This is a genomic window from Hyphomonas sp. (genome assembly GCF_017792385.1).
Lineage (GTDB): Bacteria > Pseudomonadota > Alphaproteobacteria > Caulobacterales > Hyphomonadaceae > Hyphomonas.
This window is the reverse complement of sequence record NZ_CP051230.1, coordinates 1,564,801-1,579,410: the sequence shown is the minus strand read 5'-3', so window position 1 is coordinate 1,579,410 and position 14,610 is coordinate 1,564,801. Positions and strand designations below refer to the sequence as shown.

The following is a 14,610-nucleotide window of genomic DNA, read 5'->3' as shown; positions in this document are numbered from 1 at the left end:
GTGCCTACTGCCCCGGTGACGGCAGGACACGGGAGATCTGGCGGCAAATATCGCGAGGCTCCCCTGTCACGGTGATTGGCATCGGGTCTGGGGAATCCAGATAGTCGCTGAGTTGGTGGACTGCCTGATCTTCGGCCTGATCTTCCCGCAAGCCATCTTCCGACACATTCAGCGTGCGTCGCGACGTACAGGACTGCAATTCCAGAAGCGTCGCATCTGATGCGCCGTGATGCTTCGCGCGCAAAAGGACAGAGGATGGGAGGTCCGGCCCGTCCGGGACGGCCACCCAGAGAGCGTGGATATCCCCGCCATCGACCGGATTTCGCAGGCGCACCGAATAGATCAGTCCCTTGTCGAGATGGCGGACGGTGTATTCGGCGAGCCCGGCCTCGTGCAAGCCGCCCAGCCAACGGGCGATCAGGGCGTTTCGGGCCTGTTTGGCGGCGGCGCCGCGCCCCGCGGCCGCTTCGGAGTAAACCTGCCTGAGGGCAAGATTGCCGACCGGCGTCTCGTTCGCGGCAAGACCATCCACGCTGCGGACCAAACCCGCCGCGGTGTCCGGCAGGGACAGCGCGCTGGCCGATGCAGACCAGCACAGGCTGGCCGCCAATGCGAGCGTGCGAGCCCAGGGCGCGATGGGGTGCGAGGTCTTGTGCAGGGACATGTGCGTGCGTTCCGTTTCCTGACGGAGCGCACTGTCGAGGCTAAACGTTAAGGAAAGCCCGTTCGATGGCCCACCAGAGCCCGATTGCCCCGATGGCCAAGGATACCGGCCAAACCAGAACGGGCCGGTAAAGGTCTGGCCGGCCAGCCTGTTTCAGGGCGCCCCTGATCAGGACCGCCACTGCAAACGCCATGCCGATCACGACCAACTGGCCGATCTCGACGCCGACATTGAAACCGATCAGGGCAGGCCAGAAGATGTCTGCCGGCAGGTCGAGATCGCCAAAGGCGCCCGCAAACCCCATGCCGTGGATCAGGCCGAACCCGAACACGAGTGCCGGACGCCAGGCACTCGGCTCCTTGAACAGGATGTTTTCCAGGGCTGCCCAGGCAATTGTGAAGGCGATCAATGGTTCGACGATGCTGGCGGGCGGCGCAATCAGTCCAGCGGCGGTCAGGCCGAGCGTGGCCGTGTGCGCCAGCGTGAAGGCGGACACCTGCCAGATCAGGGGCTTGAGCCGGCGGCTGGAAAAGAACAGGGCGAGCACGAACAGGATGTGGTCCACGCCCATGGGGAGGATGTGTTCAAAGCCGATGCGAATATAGAAGATGGCCGTTTCGAATGGCGTGCGATCCAGCGACACATCCCGGACGTCCGGCAGGCCATCCCGGCTGGTCACGCTGCCCGCGCGGTCGAGTTCCTGCAATTCCCTGCACAAGGCAGGGTCCATGCCGCCGCCGGGCAGGCACAATTCATCCTCGGGATGGGCGGCTGCCGTGAGGGCCAGCGGCCCCAGGCCCGCCATCAGACAGGCAAGCAGGGCGGCGATCCAGACCCGCATCAGATCTCGTCCGGCAGCGGATGCGGCGCTTCCATCACCTCACCATGATGCCCGTGCTCGTCATCGTGGAGGTCATGCGCGCCGTGATCATGCACCGGCAGCAGCGAAATCAGCAGGGCAATCGCCACGCCGGCCGACAGGGCCAGAAGGCTGCGGTGGGGCGGTTCGTCCTTCAGAGGAGCCATCAGGGGGCCGGTCGCAACGTACAGCAGGAGGCCGGCAGATGCGGCAAACAGGGCGCCGATTGCCTCCGGTCCGAGGAAATACATGAAAGGCGAAGACATCATCACCCCCAGCGGGGTTGTGGCGGACGCCGCAAGAAAGGCCCAGAGAAAGGATTGCCGGTTGGAGAAATTGTGCCGGCGCAGAATGGCGAACGCGATCACGCCTTCCGGGAATTCGTGCAGGATCAGCGACAAGGCGGAATAGACGCCGGCCGAGAAGCTGGCCGCAAAGGTGACCGAGTAGATCACTCCGTCGATCAATGAATGGATGGCGATGGCCAGGATCGGCGTGACCGCCGCGACGCGTCCGCCATTCACGCTTTCCGGAAACAGAACGCCCAACGTGTAGTTCAGCAACAGACCACCCAGAAACCCGGCCAGCATGAAATGCGGCGCATGTGCGCTTTCCTCGAACGCCTCCGGGGCAATGTGCAACAGGCTGAGCGTGACCAGCATGCCGGCCGCTGCGAGCCCCATGACCGGCGAAAAGCGCGCGCTCCAGTCACCGCGCATGGCCACGGCGATCAGGCCGATGGTCGTGACAAAGGCAGCGATCAAGCCGAAAAAAAGTGGGGCTTGCATGGATTCGATCATGGAAAGCTGCCTGTTGGCCCGGTAACAGTTCGGTGCGGTTTTTAACCGCGTCCTGCGGCCTTGCGATTGAGTGTTATATGGTAGCACTATCCGGCTTGCGAGCGGAAATTGCCGGTTTTGCTGAAATCCCCGGACGGGGTGATGGGAGCGACATGATGGATCGACGGTTCGGGGGAACAGCCACACTGCTGTTTGCAGGCATGGCTCTGGCGCTGTGTGCAGCCTGTAGCGGGGAAGCCCCCTACGAGCCGGCACCGCAGTCCATCGAGGCAGCCCCGACGGACGCAGACGAGGCGGCCCCTGCCCCCGAAGCCGCCGATGAAGCGCCGCACCATGATGACGACCATCATGACGACGCGCACCAGGATCACGACGAGCATGACGCTCATGCCGCCGGCGGCGAGGCGCATGTGCACGGCGCGGCAGAGTTGGCCGTGACGCAGGAGAGCAATTTCGTGACCGTGACGGTCGATGCGCCACTGGCCAATTACGGCCTGTCCGAGAAAACGAAGAAAAAGGCGACAGACCTCGAAAAGTATGCCGACGGCCTGACGGAACTGATGGGCAATGCGCGGTGCGACCTGGTGGAGCGGTCTGCCGACCTGCGCCGGTCCGGCGACCATGCGGCCCTGACGCTGTCGATTGTCTGGGACTGCCGCCGGCCAAGCCAGCTGGACGGGCTGATGTTCACCGGATTTGATACCTATTCCGGCTTCGAGACGGTTGAGGCCGTTTTCCTCGGCGAAGCCGGAGAGACGGCGTCGGCAACGCTGACCGCTGACAGCCCTTTCCTGCCGTTCGGGTCCTGACATGACGGACGCTGTTGTTGCCATCAGCGACCTTCACTTTGCCTGGACGCCGGGTACGGATGTTCTCGACATCGCGGAATTCCGGCTTGAGGCAGGCGAACGCCTGTTCCTGCGTGGCGCATCCGGCTCCGGCAAATCGACCCTGCTCGGGATCATCGCGGGGGTCCTCGAGGCACGGTCCGGCACGGTCCGGGTTCTGGGGAAGGATCTCGCCAAATTGCGGCCCGCTGCCCGAGACCGCATGCGGGCAGATCATCTGGGCGTGATCTTCCAGATGTTCAATCTCGTCCCGTATCTTTCCGTGATCGGCAATGTCACCCTTCCCCTGCGCTTTTCAAAGACACGGCGCACTGCTGTACAAGGCGCCGAGGAAGATGAGGCCCGCCGCCTGCTGGCCCGGCTGGGGCTTGAGGATGACGGGCTGCTCTCGCGTCGCGTTTCAGACCTCTCCGTCGGCCAGCAGCAACGCGTTGCGGCAGCCCGGGCCCTGATCGGAGGCCCGGAAATCGTCATTGCAGACGAGCCCACATCGGCGCTGGATGCCAATGCACGCGACCGGTTCATCGAATTGCTGAGCGAAGAGGCTCGGCGCACCGGCGCCGCACTCCTGTTCGTCAGTCATGATGCCGGGCTGGCACCGCATTTTGATCGCGCGCTGGATCTCGGCGACATCAACCGTGCGGGGGTCACGGCATGAGCGCGATTGCGAGCCTTGCCTGGAAGAGCCTGCTGAACCGGAAGGGGTCGGTCCTGCTGACGCTGCTGGCCGTCGCCCTGTCCGTGGCGCTGTTTCTTGGCGTCGACAAGGCCCGCACGGGCGCGCGCGAAGGGTTCGGCAACACCATCTCCGGCACCGAACTCATTGTCGGCGCGCCAACGGGCAGCGTGAACCTTCTGCTCTACTCCGTATTCCGAATGGGCAGCGCGACGGCCGAAATTTCCTGGCCGACCTATCAGGAGATTGCCGACCGACCGGATGTCGACTGGGCCGTGCCGATCTCGCTTGGCGACAGTCATCGCGGGTTTCGCGTCATGGGCACGACGACGGAATATTTCGATCATTACAAGTATGGCCGGAACCAGCCTCTTGTCCTGGCCGAGGGCGCTCGGTTCGCGGATCTGTTCGACGCCGTCATCGGCGCGGATGTCGCGCGGGACCTCGACTACGAGATCGGCAGCCCGATGATCCTCACACACGGTCTCGGCCAGGCCGATTTCGGGTCGGGCCACGACAACCGCCCGTTCCGCGTCTCGCCGGGAGATCAATACCAATCGCGGCGAACCCCTGATGGCGATCATCCCGTCACAGGCGCTGGCCGAACTGTGGAGCGTGACGGCGATTGCCGAACGGGCGCTGCTCGCCGTGTCGATCTTCGTCATTGCGGTGGGCGTCGTGTCGATCCTCACCTCCATCCTGACCAGCCTGAACGAGCGCCGCCGGGAGATGTCCATCCTGCGCGCGGTCGGCGCACGGCCGGGTCACATCTTCACTCTTCTCGTTCTGGAGGCCGGTCTGGTCGGTTTCCTCGGCGCACTTGCTGGCATCATGCTGATCCATGCCATGCTGCTTGTCGCAGGGCCGATGGTGGCAGAACGCTTTGGCATTTCCCTGATCGGCACGGGACCTGGCCTGACTGACCTGTTCACATTGCTGGCCGTGACAAGCGCGGCCCTGCTGGCCGGGGCAATTCCTGCGTGGATGGCGTTTCGCCGGTCCTTGGCAGACGGCCTCTCCATTCGACTCTGAACCGCTCAACCCCTCTGGCGGGGCCCGCCCGCGTACCCTAGATTGGCACCATGAAACAGATTTCCAGTTTATTCGCCGCCGTCCTGATGACGGGATTCGTTTCCGCTTGCGGGCAAGATGTTGCGCCCACGCAGCCAGACCTTTCTGCAGAGGGCGAAGGCGTGCTCGATGCCCCCTCGGACAGTCCGCAGGTTGGCGACCGGATCGGTGACAATGAGGCCGAGCGCAAGGCCGCCCGTGAAAAGGCCATCGCAGAACGCGCCGCCGAACAGGCCCGCAAGCGCGCCGAAGCCGAAGCCCGCGGCGTCTCGGAAATCGGCTGGGAAGACCTGATGCCGGAGGGCGAGGAAGAACGCCTCGCGCAGATGTATCAGAGCCAGATGTCCATGCTGTATGGTAGCGGAGGCGGGATCGCCGAAGGCTCGGCCGCAGACGCCATGGTACAGATCGGCACATTCAACACAGTGCCGGAACTCAACAGCAAGAAGGTGCGGATCCCCGGTTACACCGTACCGTTCGAGTATGGTGCGAAGGCCGAAGTGACGGAGTTCCTGCTGGTGCCCTATTTTGGTGCCTGTATCCACGCCCCGCCTCCGCCGCCGAACCAGACCCTGTTCGTCAAGGCCGATGACCCGATCGCCCTGAAAGATTTGGCACAGGCGGTGTGGGTCGAAGGCGTGCTGACCACGCAAACGCAGGAAAGCGACCTGGCAGATGCGGCCTATACGCTGCAACTCACCCATATCGAGAAGTACGAATACTGATGCTGGCGCGACAGGCCCGCTAGGATGTTCTGGAACAAGCGCGTTGCAATCCTGACTTCGGCCCTGCTCGCGGCAGCCGCTGCCATAGCGCTTGCAACCTATCTCAACCGACCGCCGCTCGAGGCATTCGACGGGGCCGAAGGCCCTACCGAAATCAGCCAGGTGGAAGAGCCTGAGCCGGCGGACTGGACTGTCCATGCCAAAGGAACCGACTCGCGTCTCGCCATCCTGCTGACGGATGACGCCTCCTCCTGGATCGGTCTGGCTGAAGGCCTGAAAAGCATGGGCGTTCCATTCCGGATGACCCGCGATGTCGACTCGGCAGCCCGGCACGATGTCATCATCGTGTATCCTGTCATCTCCGGGAAAGTTCTGGAAGCAGACGAGCTCGCAAGCCTGGGGCAGCACGTCGAACAGGGCGGCACACTGATCGCGACACAGGTTCTGGGCGGCGGCCTGCAGGGCGTGTTTGGTTTTGAAGGCATTTCGGAGTCCCGCGCCCATTCCGAAATCCGCTTTGCCGGCAACGATCCGAGCCTGTCCTTCATCAACCGGGCAGAAGAGCGCACCGTCCGCATCGGAAACCCGGACCGGGATAGCCAGCGTATCGGCACGCAGGCCTTTGAAGGCGCACGAACCATTCTGGCAACCTATGAGGACGGATCGGCTGCCCTCGTCGCCAACCGCCACCCATCCGGAGGACAGGCCTTCGCCCTTGGCATGGATCTGGGTTTCTTCATTCTGAAGGCCACCAATGGACGCAGCGGCGGCGCATCCCGAAACTACGCCAACGCCTATGAGCCATCGGTCGACACCTGGCTTCGCTGGCTGAAATCGGTCTATACGCAGAACCAGGCTGGCGCGGTGACTCTCCACCCTGCCCCGGAGGGCCGCGACCTGGCCGTGATTGTCTCGTTCGATGTCGACTATTCGGATTCCATCACGAAGATGGAAGCATACAACAACCTGCTCGCGCGGATGGAAATCCCGGGCACTTTCTTTGTACAAACAAAGTATTTCGACGACTACAATGATGAAGCCTTCTTTCACGACCTGACCGTACCCGGCGTTCAACGACTGACCGAAGCCGGCATGGAAGTGGCCAGCCATTCGGTGGCACACTCCCCGACCTTCGGCGATATGCCGCTGGGCGATGGAACGGAACGGTACCCGCACTACCAGCCCCGCGTGCTGAACCGGAACCGGGCATGGGCCGCGTCAATTCTCGGCGAGTTGCGGGTCAGCAAATTCCTGCTCGAAAGCGTGACCGGCAAGGAAGTGGTTTCGTTCCGCCCGGGCTATCTGGCAACGCCACACCAATTGCCGGAAGCCCTCGAAGCCAGCGGTTACAAATACGCCTCCACGATGACGTCGGGCAATGTACTGACACATCTGCCGTTTCGCATGAATTTCAGTCAGGGATATGAGGCGCCGACGGACATTTTCCAGTTCCCCATCGCTATCGAGGATGAAATCCCGCCCCATATGAACCTGCGTGTGGACCCCGCCATCGATCTGGCCAATGAACTGGCCGAGTATGGGGGCTCGTTTGTCATGCTGATCCATCCGAACGTCACGGAAGGAAAGCTGGACTTCCTGGAAACCATCCTGCCGGCCCTGCAGCCGCGTGCATGGTTTGGCACGCTTGAGGCCTACGGAAACTGGTGGACCATGCGGGATGGTGTCGCCGTCGATACGCGTCGGACGCAAGACGGCTGGGAATTGTCCCTGACAAGCCGCCAGCCCATGCGCGGTTTGCGGCTGGACATTGATCCCGAATGGGTCCCTTCAGGTGACCTGCAAGACGGGCTGACCTTTTCGCCCGGTCAGCTTCATGTCGACACGGCTGGAACAGCGTTGACCATGACATTCAGTTCGGATGCTGAATAGAACACCGCACGGTCAGGCGGAACGCTCGGCGCGCGACCCTGCCTCCGGCCTGTCCCCACCTTTGGCGGAACGCTCGTCCCGAATGCGGTTCCGGATCCGCAACACCAGTTCATCGGGAATGAAGGGCTTGGTCAGATACTCACTCGCGCCACGCTCCAGCGCGTCCAGCACATCGTGCTCCCCCCGGCGCGCTGTCAGCATGACCACGGGAAGTCCAGCCGTCTTCGGATCGGCCTTCAGCCTGCGCAGAACTTCGAACCCGTCCATGATGGGCATCATCGCATCCAGCACGAGCAAGTCGTATTCCATGGTGCGGGCCAGTTCATAAGCGCTGCCGCCATCCTGCGCGAGATCGACCTCGAAGCCGGCCACAGCCAGTTTGTGCTCCAATAGTCCGCGCAGCAGACGGTCATCGTCTGCAACCAGAATTCTACCCTTCATGTCCCCGATTCCTTCAACAGGTATTGTTCCTACGCTGTCGAGTATGGCAAATTGTGCTCAATGCTGTGCAAACCAAGTAGATCAAATTTCACCGATCTCCGGATTGAAACAGCCCTTGATCGCAGTTTTTGCACATGCCCGGTCAGCTGGATGTGAATCCTGTCCGGGTCATCACACCCCAGGACTCGCTTTTCCTGAGATACTGGACCCAGCCGCGAATTCTCCAGAGGCTGTTCAGTTGACGATATCCGAGGTTCTCGACAACGCACATGACGGTCAGCAAGGCCAGGTCCGAGGCTTTCGGCACTCGGCGAAGCTGCGCTTCCTCGAGGGCGAGCGATCCAACGGAAATGGCCATTCCAAATCCGGACATCACAGCGATGTAGGCGAGGAAGAAATCGTATGAAATCGAACCCGTCAACGCCAGGACCGGAAACAGAACGAGCCCGATTGCGTCGACAATCGGGCCGATGACATCCGTGATCAGCACATTGCCAAATCCCAGAACCCCAACCAGACCATATCGAGGATTCAGCGCCATGACACTGTGACGGTCAAATGTCTCGAGTGTTCCCCGCTGCCATCTCGTTCTCTGGTTCCGCAGCACGCTGAGCGTTTCGGGCGCTTCCGTCCAGCACACCGGCTCAGGGATAAATCGGATCCGGTAATCCCGCTTGTTCTCGATCATGTTGCGATGGAGTTTCACCACCAGTTCCATATCTTCACCGACGGTCCCCAGCGAATATCCGCCGACATCCAGCACGGCATCCCGGCGGAACAATCCAAAGGCGCCGGAAATAATCAGAACGGTGTTCAGCCGGCTCCAGGCGATCCGGGTCATCAAAAACGCCCTGAGATACTCGACGGTCTGGAGAAGCGGCAGCAATTTGCGCGGTAGGCGGACCTCGAGCACCTGCCCTTTCCGGATGACGCTGCCATTGGCAATGCGCACCGTACCCCCTACCGCAATGGTCCGTTCGGGATCCTCCATGAAGGGCTTTACCGTGCGCAACAGGGCATCCGGCTCGAGAACGGAATCTGCATCGACGCAACAGAACAAAGGTGCCCGCGATACATTGATGCCGGCATTCAGCGCGTCCGCCTTCCCGCCATTCACCTTGTCGATCACGATCAGGCGTTTCTGGTGACGTGATCTGTAAATGGCCCGGATAGGCTGATGAGGTGCCTGCGGGGAATACAGACGCGATGTCTCCGCGAGATCGAACTCACGTTTGAGCACCTCAAGTGTCCCGTCCGAACTGCCGTCATTGATCAGGATGACCTCATGGTTCGGATACTGAATTGCCATCAGCGAGGAAAGACTTTCCACGATGGTCATTTCCTCATTATAGGCCGGAACGAGGACAGCAATCGGCGGCACCGTCTCGGAATATCTGCGCCATAGCGCTTCGGTCCGTGCGGCGCGCCCCGACCGCGCCATCTGCAGGCCGGCCAGAACGAGGTGCAGAAGATAGATCGAATACTGGAACACGCCGATGAAGATCACCATCAGGCCCGTATATTTTGCGGCGAGCAGCACAGTGTCCATCATTGCAGCACCTCCGCTGCACTCAGTTCGGCAAGCGCGAGCGATGCCGTCCGGCTGGCGGCTTCATTCCCGATGGCGCGGGCGGACACTTCAAGCAGGTTCCGGCCGGTCGCCCCCATATGCGAGAGCGCCTGTGCCGCCTCGAACTGGACCATCCATGCCGGATCGGACAGCAAAGCGGCAATATCATCGGCATATCCATCGAACGACATTTCGCGCAGGGCGCGCACGGCCCCTGCCCGGACCGACCAGTCATTGTCTTTCAGGCACCTTGCAATCGAGGGGGCAGCCTCTGGATGTTCCAGCCGGGCCAGGCCTTCCAGCGCTGCCGCCCGGATCATGGCCGAGCCATGCTCAAGCGCGTAGGTGAGCCGGTCCATCACGGCATAGTCGGCGCTGCTGCCCAGCGCCCGAAGCAGCGCAGCGCGCTCAATATCGGTGATGTCCGGACGGTCGAGATAAGCCAGCACATCCCGCAATCTGTGCAGCGCCAGTTTGGACAGGACGGCGTGGAGAGACCGCGAGCCGCCATTGAGCTTCGTGATCTCCGCCATCACGTCCGGCACCGCCGGATAGGATTTGATCTCGACAAGCGTGCGCATGCCTGCGACCCGCAACTCGGGAGACAGGGACCGTTCAATCAGGGAATCGACCGACTTGGCGGTCGGGAGACCGGGAAAATAGGCCAGAGCCTCAAGCGCCGCGAACCGCACGAACTTCCGGGGATGCCGGAGCAGCCGTCGCATGTCGTCATCGACACGGTTGCGCTCAAGGCGGCGGACCAGCCGGTCCCGCTCCTCTCCGCGCACCAGCGCCACGAAATCCAGGAACACTTCCGGCACCATCTGCGATTTCCAGAGAGACCGGTCTTCGATGACAGCCTGCCCGGTCTCGTCCCACAGAATCGCAGCCATCGCCTCCGTGATCTTCTGGCGAAGGTGTGAAAAGTACGCCTTTTTCTGGGTACGAACTATCCGGAGCAGGACAAGGGTGGCCATCCACACAAGGGACAGCACAATCAGCACGAAAGCCACCTGCCAGATGATCACCAGATAATTCAACGTCAGAACGTCCGGGCAAGCGCGAGTGACACGTCGGTCCGGTCATAGGCCGTGCGCAATTCCTTGCCACCCGTGAGACGGATGACGCTCGACTCGCCGAGGCGCATTTCGAGCCCGAGCGCGTAGGAGCGCACCTCGACAGTGGTGCCGTCCGAACTTTCGGGGGCGTCCGCATGATATCCATGCACCGCCCAGCGGCTGTCCGGCCGGTAGGTTGACCGGACCCGGTAGCCCGACCGATGCTGGTCGAACTCGTCCCAGACATTGATGTAACGCACTTCGAATTCGGCGCGTCCGCCTGGAAATGTGTATTGCGCACCCGGAAGCAGGGACGTGACCCGCCCGCTCTGATACTCGGACGTTCGCGCATCTGCGAGCAATTCAAGGCCATCGACGTTCGTGGCCACCCCTGTGCCAATCAGCACGGTATTCAATGGCAGGAATGTCGTGTCGCTCCCGCCGCCGACCTCCAGACGTACGTGTCCGAACCCGGTGCGCTTGGCTGCCCCCAGGGTCACGGTCGTGTTTGATGCGTCGAACCGCTCGGCATGGAGCAATGACGCGTGTACGGAAAGCGTGTCCGAAACGGATTTCGCCAGTGCAGGCGAAATACTCGTCCAGTCCGGCAGGTCTTTCGTGAGCGCGCTGCGGCTGAGGACAAGGCTGGCCGTCAGACGCCCCTCTTCCCGGGCCGGCACCGTTACCGCGTCATCATCCGTCATGTGCCGTGCGAGCGGCGCAGCTGCCTGCGCCGCCCGGATCCGTTCGATGCGTGCCAGCGCGACATAGGCGTCTGTATAGTCCGGGGCTGCCACGATGACACGGTCCAGTTCGCGCTCGGCCTCCGGCAGGCGGTCCAGCGCGATCAGGCAGAGCGCGGCGTTCAACCGGGCGTCCACATCGTCCGGCGCTTCTGCCAGACGCGCCTCGAAAAGAGCAAGCGCTTCGGAAAACGCCCCCGCATGGCGCGCCTCGACTCCCTGCTCATACAGGGAGCGGGCCTCCTGGGTCTGCGGACTCTCGATGGCTGGCGCCGCAAGCTGGAGGAGCGCGAGGTCAATCATGTTGAATGCTCCGCCAGGCGAGCGCTGCAGCAGCTGCGACAGCACACGGGCGCATTGGCAAGGCGCACGCCTTGTATCCTACCATCATCACTCGTCCCCGGATCTGGCTCAGTTATTGTTCTTGGTGATACAATTGTTTGCAAAAACTGATGATCGTCCGGTTAATCGGGGTGTTTTGATGGCTCAGGCCTCCCCGGACCGCCATGCGTGGCGCGCAAGTCTCATGTTTTGTGAAGGCGAGTCTTCCGGGCGGCATGAGCGGTTCGCGGAGATCGGGAAAGGCAATTCCTGCCGATCCGGGCCTGCTTTGTCGGAAGGCACGCGCCCGGCTCCCCCAATGGTACCTCTGGCCGGACTCGAACCGGCACTCTGTCACCAGAAACGGATTTTGAATCCGTCGCGTCTACCAATTCCGCCACAGAGGCCCTTTGCAGGGAGCGCTTCTCCTGCCGCATTGCCGGGGCCCGTGTCAATCTACTCGACGCCGGGATCAAAGACATCTAACAGCTAAAGCATGACCTCCACCGCAATTCCCACCGACAAAACGCTGCTGCAAACGATTGAGTCCCTCGCCGAGCGTGCGCCGGAAGACGGGTTTTCGCTGCGCGCCATCTTTGACCAACTGGATGAAAGCGCGTTCGGCGCGGGCCTGTTCCTGCTCGCCCTGCCCTGCTGCATTCCGTTTCTCTATGGCGTGCCGCAAGTGGTCTCGCTGCCCATGATGGCGCTGGCGGCGCAAATGGCGATGGGCCGGGAACAGCCCTGGATGCCGGACAAGCTGGGCAATCGGAAGATTGACCGCAAGGGCCTGACCCAGATGGCGGCTGGCGGACGCAAATGGCTCGGCTGGATCGAGCGGATTGTTCGCCCGCGCTTCACGGTGATCACGGGAAAGCGGTCCGAACGCGTGATCGGCCTGTTCCTGTGTGTGTTCTGCGCGTCCATTCTCGTGCCCCTGCCCATGACCAACACTGTGCCGGGCTTCGCTGTGGCCATCGCCTCTTTCGGTCTGATGCAGAAGGACGGCCTGATGGTGATCGCCGGCCTGGTCATCGGGACAGCCTGGGTCAGCGGCCTGATCGGCGCGGTCATGTTCGGTGCCGTCAGCCTGTTTGGATGAGCCATAACGCGAAAGTGACCTTGCGCCGCATTGTGGGAATGGCGCTGCACGGCTTTAGCTGACTCATGGATTTCGTGAAATCGCTCCTCAAGGACTGGAAATGGCCGGTGGTCGCTGTCGCGGTCTCTGCCTTCATGCTGGCGGCCGCGCATGCCTTCGAGCAGTTTGGCGGCCTCGCCCCCTGCCCGCTATGCCTGCGTCAGCGGGAGGTCTATTGGGCCCTGATCGCGATGACCCTGACCGGCCTTGTCCTGTGGCGCTGGCGGCCGAACCGCCGGTTCCTGGTCGCGCTGAACATGATGATCGGCCTGGTCTTCATCGTCGGCGTCATTGTCGCCTTCTATCATTCCGGCGTGGAATGGGGCCTGTTGCCGCCGCCGGAAGGGTGCGCAGGCGAAGGGCCGATCGACCCGCTGGCAATTCAGGATTTCAGCAAGCCGATGCATGTACCGTCCTGCACCGATGCGCCCTTCCGCATCCTCGGCCTGTCCATGGCGGGCTGGAACGGCGTTGCCGCGGCTGTCCTGGCCGTGCTCAGCTTCGTGGCCGCAGGCGCCACGTTCCGGGGTTCGGAGCCAGCTCCCGTCGCCGACTGATCGCCATCAAGGCTCCGGCGGCTGGGCGGCGGAACTCTTGGCCGCCGAATACAGCCGCTGCTCCCGCAAGGTGATATACAGCGTGGCCCCGACAATGATGATGGTCCCGACCCAGGTCCAGGTGCCCGGCAGCGCCTTGAACAGCCCCCAGTCGACGATGGCCGCCATGGGCAGCCGCATATAGTCGATGGGTGACAGGAAAGACGCGTCGCCGACGCTCATGCCGCGAATATAGAAATACTGCCCCGTCACGCCACAAACACCCATCAGCCCGATCCAGGCCCAATCCTGAAAACTGGGTGCCACGTCCGGCCATTTCATGATGGCCAATGGCAACAGCATGATGGATGAAAGCAAGTTCGCCCAGATCAGCAACGTGACCGGACGGTGCAGCCGTGTCAGGGATTTCACGAGCGTGATCGCCCCCGCCAGGCAGAATGCCGCGCCGAGGGCCAGCGCCATGCCCATGCTGATTCCGAGATGGGGCTGCATCATGATCATCACCCCGACCGCCCCGGCAAGCGTTGCCCCCCACCGGTGCGGCCCCACCCGCTCCTTGAGCAGCAGGGCCGCCAGCAATGTCACGAACAGGGCGCGCGAAAAGCTGATCGCGTTGAATTCCGACAGCGGCAGGCCGACCGCGTCAGACACGGCATAGAAGCCCAGCGCGAAACCAAATGTGCCGAACAGGCTGCGCAGGAAGATCAGGCCCGGCTGGTGGACCTTCATGATGCCGAGCCCCTGCTGGAATATGATCGGCAGCACGACGATCAGCGCCACACCGGACCGCCAGAACGCCAGAAACCCCGGATCGAAACTGGCCGATTGCAGCTTGGAAAGGGTCAGGAAGACCGTGAACGTGGCCCCGGAAGCCAGCATCCATAGCGCGCCCTCGATGTTGCGCGGCGCCGCAACGGGCTCTAGGTCTTGAGGACGCGTTTGACCGGGGCGAGATACCATGGGCTGTTTTACGCCTTCCGAACTAGAGGAAATCGACCGCCTGTGGCGAGACCTGCCCGTCGGCCACATGTGGACCGGCTGGGCCGCATCCGGACGCGAACCCGACCAGATATGGATCTTCAGGACGCGCGCCCATTGGCGCCGGTTCCCTCTCAGTAAGTCAAAAACCGGCTTTGTGATAGCGGACGAACGGGGACGTCCCGTCGCACGTGCCAAATCGCTGCGCGCCCTTCTGCAGAAGGTCGAATCCCTGCCTGGTCTCGAAACGCTCCGGGAAGATCGCTAG

At 62.4% G+C, this 14,610-nt stretch carries 15 protein-coding genes, 1 tRNA gene and 1 pseudogene; 8 read left to right on the top strand and 9 right to left on the bottom strand.

What is annotated here, in order from left to right:
- Positions 1–4: 4 nt before the first annotated feature.
- From HF955_RS08030 to HF955_RS08020, 3 genes are read right to left on the bottom strand one after another with little or no spacing between them, the layout of a single operon-like run.
- Positions 5–664, bottom strand: a complete 660-nt coding sequence (locus tag HF955_RS08030) for a hypothetical protein (protein WP_291079027.1) — start codon at positions 662–664, stop codon at positions 5–7.
- A gap of 40 nt (positions 665–704) precedes the next feature.
- The gene (locus HF955_RS08025; RefSeq protein WP_291079026.1) at positions 705–1,505 is read right to left on the bottom strand and encodes a HupE/UreJ family protein; all 801 of its coding nucleotides are present in this window, start codon (positions 1,503–1,505) and stop codon (positions 705–707) included.
- Complete coding sequence (locus tag HF955_RS08020; RefSeq protein ID WP_291079025.1) at positions 1,505–2,311, bottom strand: ZIP family metal transporter; 807 nt, start codon at positions 2,309–2,311, stop codon at positions 1,505–1,507. The genes HF955_RS08025 and HF955_RS08020 overlap by 1 nt, the downstream gene beginning before the upstream one ends.
- Before the next feature lie 164 nt (positions 2,312–2,475).
- Here HF955_RS08020 and HF955_RS08015 point away from each other — a divergent pair, with 164 nt between their 5' ends.
- From HF955_RS08015 to HF955_RS07990, 5 genes and pseudogenes are all read left to right on the top strand, one after another.
- On the top strand, positions 2,476–3,132 hold the full coding sequence (locus tag HF955_RS08015) for a hypothetical protein (RefSeq protein WP_291079024.1): 657 nt from the start codon (positions 2,476–2,478) through the stop codon (positions 3,130–3,132).
- Between the two features lies 1 nt (position 3,133).
- Entirely contained in the window at positions 3,134–3,829 is a 696-nt protein-coding gene (locus tag HF955_RS08010; protein ID WP_291079022.1) for an ABC transporter ATP-binding protein, read from the top strand.
- A pseudogene (locus HF955_RS18450) lies at positions 3,826–4,879 on the top strand (ABC transporter permease). The gene HF955_RS08010 and the pseudogene HF955_RS18450 overlap by 4 nt, the downstream one beginning before the upstream one ends.
- A gap of 50 nt (positions 4,880–4,929) precedes the next feature.
- Positions 4,930–5,643 carry a DUF3299 domain-containing protein gene (locus HF955_RS07995; protein ID WP_291079019.1) on the top strand — a complete coding sequence of 238 codons (714 nt, stop codon included), beginning with the start codon at positions 4,930–4,932 and terminating at the stop codon, positions 5,641–5,643.
- A gap of 24 nt (positions 5,644–5,667) precedes the next feature.
- On the top strand, positions 5,668–7,533 hold the full coding sequence (locus HF955_RS07990) for a polysaccharide deacetylase family protein (protein ID WP_291079018.1): 1,866 nt from the start codon (positions 5,668–5,670) through the stop codon (positions 7,531–7,533).
- A 12-nt stretch (positions 7,534–7,545) separates the two neighbouring features.
- On the opposite strand, the gene HF955_RS07985 is transcribed toward HF955_RS07990, so the two are convergent.
- The 5 genes from HF955_RS07985 to HF955_RS07965 all read right to left on the bottom strand — a co-directional run bounded on the left by HF955_RS07985 (position 7,546) and on the right by HF955_RS07965 (position 12,073).
- Positions 7,546–7,974, bottom strand: coding sequence for a response regulator transcription factor (locus HF955_RS07985; protein WP_291079017.1), 429 nt, complete (start codon positions 7,972–7,974; stop codon positions 7,546–7,548).
- A 142-nt stretch (positions 7,975–8,116) separates the two neighbouring features.
- A complete protein-coding gene (locus tag HF955_RS07980) occupies positions 8,117–9,526 on the bottom strand; it encodes a glycosyltransferase family 2 protein (RefSeq protein ID WP_291079015.1) in 1,410 nt (469 codons plus the stop codon).
- Complete coding sequence (locus HF955_RS07975; RefSeq protein ID WP_291079014.1) at positions 9,523–10,584, bottom strand: HEAT repeat domain-containing protein; 1,062 nt, start codon at positions 10,582–10,584, stop codon at positions 9,523–9,525. Before HF955_RS07975 ends, HF955_RS07980 begins: the two co-directional genes overlap by 4 nt.
- A gap of 2 nt (positions 10,585–10,586) precedes the next feature.
- Positions 10,587–11,648: a YaiO family outer membrane beta-barrel protein gene (locus HF955_RS07970; RefSeq protein ID WP_291079013.1), complete on the bottom strand. Its 1,062-nt coding sequence runs from the start codon at positions 11,646–11,648 to the stop codon at positions 10,587–10,589.
- Between the two features lie 338 nt (positions 11,649–11,986).
- A tRNA-Leu gene (locus HF955_RS07965) sits at positions 11,987–12,073 on the bottom strand.
- Positions 12,074–12,162: 89 nt separating this feature from the next.
- Between HF955_RS07965 and HF955_RS07960 the strand changes: the two genes are divergently transcribed.
- Both HF955_RS07960 and HF955_RS07955 read left to right on the top strand, forming a co-directional pair.
- Positions 12,163–12,768: an exopolysaccharide biosynthesis protein gene (locus tag HF955_RS07960; protein ID WP_291079012.1), complete on the top strand. Its 606-nt coding sequence runs from the start codon at positions 12,163–12,165 to the stop codon at positions 12,766–12,768.
- Positions 12,769–12,833: 65 nt separating this feature from the next.
- Positions 12,834–13,364 carry a disulfide bond formation protein B gene (locus tag HF955_RS07955; protein ID WP_291079011.1) on the top strand — a complete coding sequence of 177 codons (531 nt, stop codon included), beginning with the start codon at positions 12,834–12,836 and terminating at the stop codon, positions 13,362–13,364.
- A 6-nt stretch (positions 13,365–13,370) separates the two neighbouring features.
- On the opposite strand, the gene HF955_RS07950 is transcribed toward HF955_RS07955, so the two are convergent.
- Positions 13,371–14,324, bottom strand: coding sequence for a DMT family transporter (locus HF955_RS07950; protein WP_291079010.1), 954 nt, complete (start codon positions 14,322–14,324; stop codon positions 13,371–13,373).
- Here HF955_RS07950 and HF955_RS07945 point away from each other — a divergent pair.
- Complete coding sequence (locus tag HF955_RS07945; protein ID WP_291079009.1) at positions 14,323–14,610, top strand: hypothetical protein; 288 nt, start codon at positions 14,323–14,325, stop codon at positions 14,608–14,610. The genes HF955_RS07950 and HF955_RS07945 overlap by 2 nt on opposite strands.